The following is a 1504-nucleotide window of genomic DNA, read 5'->3' as shown; positions in this document are numbered from 1 at the left end:
TTTCCGAAGAGAAAAGGACCCTCACCCCGAGGAAACCGCCGCCATTCCCGCGCCGCCGCCTTGCGAGCGGCTGGCGCGACATCCCTTTGGCGACTTGGAGGCCACGAAAGCGGCAAGAGTTTGACTTTTTACGCTGCCGCAGAAAGCCGGCTTCAACGGCGCTCCGTGCGTGAGTTCAGCCCTTGTCGGCCATGGCGTCCCTGGCGGCTTGCCGGTGCGCAGTGGTGATGTGCGCGCTGACGGCGGTGATCGCGGCGGTGAGCACGGCGATGTCGTCGGTGAAGCCAAGCCCGAAGACGAAGTCGGGGATGACATCCACCGGCAGCACGAAATAACCGAGCGCCGCGAGCAGAATGCCTTTGGCGCGCAGCGGGGTGTTCTTGTCCATGGCGCAGTAGTAGGCGGCCACGACCTCTTCCATGTAGGGGATCTGCCGCGCGGCCTTCTTGGCTGTGCGCCAGAATTTCTCGCGCACTTCGCTCTCGTTTGCCAGCTTGCCGCCAAAGCCGAAGAAATCAAAACCGGATCGTTGCGCCATCAGTGTCTCCTTGCGAGCGCCCATGCGCAACCGGCGCATGCCCGCGGGGGAAAATGTGGTGAAACCCGACCCCCGCTACAAGATGCCGGCGCCGATTTGAGCCTGCCGAGGCGATACCAGGCCTCAGGCGCCGGCAAAACGGTTCATTTTCTTGGCGAGATCGATATCGAGCGCGGTGACGCCGCCGGCGTCGTGAGTGTTCAGCGTCACATCGACGGTCTTGTAGACATTCGACCAGTCGGGATGATGGTCCATCGTCTCGGCGGCAAGCGCGACGCGGGTCATGAAGGCGAAAGCCTCGGAGAAATTCGCGAAGGTGAATGTGCGCCTGATGGAAGCGCCGTCTTCCGCCAGCGCCCAGCCGTCAAGACCGGTCAATGCGGCTTCAGCGGCTTGCCTGCCCAGTTTCTCTCTCGCCATGTCCATATCCTGTGCTATTCGAAAACGACCCTCACCATAGCGACGGATCGATGAGCGCGAAGCCCATAAACTCCATTCTCTTCGTCTGCCTCGGCAATATCTGCCGGTCGCCGCTGGCGGAAGGTGTCTTCCGCGCCGTTTGGGCCGAGCGCGGATCGGCCCGGGATATCCTGCTCGATTCAGCGGGAACCAGTGACTGGGAGGCCGGCTCTGCCCCCGATCGACGCGCGATCGCGATCGCGGTGCGGCACGGCGTCGACATTTCCGGGCAAAGGGCGCGCAAGGTCACGCCGCAGGACCTCCACCGTTTCGACCTGATCCTCGGCATGGACCGGTCGAATGTCGCCGACCTGAAGGCGCTGGCGCCGGCGGCCGTGCAGGACCGCATCCATCTGTTCCTGGAGTTCGCGCAGGGAAAGGCACGCGACGTGCCGGATCCTTATCATGACGAGGCAGAAGCCTTCGCTTCCGCCTATCGCATGATCCGCGAGGCGTCGGAGGCGCTGGTGACAAGGCTGGAGGCGCGGGCGTCCGTGCCTGACAGCG

At 63.8% G+C, this 1504-nt stretch carries 3 protein-coding genes; 1 reads left to right on the top strand and 2 read right to left on the bottom strand.

The genetic code is table 11. From position 1 onward, the window contains the following. Positions 1-175 precede the first annotated feature (175 nt). Together EN749_RS35595 and EN749_RS35590 are read right to left on the bottom strand one after the other, a co-directional pair. Positions 176-538 carry a YkvA family protein gene (locus EN749_RS35595; protein ID WP_128289726.1) on the bottom strand — a complete coding sequence of 121 codons (363 nt, stop codon included), beginning with the start codon at positions 536-538 and terminating at the stop codon, positions 176-178. A 123-nt stretch (positions 539-661) separates the two neighbouring features. After that, positions 662-958 (bottom strand): 4a-hydroxytetrahydrobiopterin dehydratase, encoded by a 297-nt coding sequence (locus EN749_RS35590; RefSeq protein ID WP_127396626.1) that lies wholly within the window; start codon positions 956-958, stop codon positions 662-664. Positions 959-1008: 50 nt separating this feature from the next. Between EN749_RS35590 and EN749_RS35585 the strand changes: the two genes are divergently transcribed. Beyond that, a partial coding sequence (locus EN749_RS35585; protein ID WP_145991173.1) for a low molecular weight protein-tyrosine-phosphatase occupies positions 1009-1504 on the top strand: 496 nt, incomplete at its 3' end.

The organism is Mesorhizobium sp. M7A.F.Ca.ET.027.02.1.1, from assembly GCF_004022985.1.
Lineage (GTDB): Bacteria > Pseudomonadota > Alphaproteobacteria > Rhizobiales > Rhizobiaceae > Mesorhizobium.
This window is presented reverse-complemented; position numbering and strand designations above follow the sequence as displayed.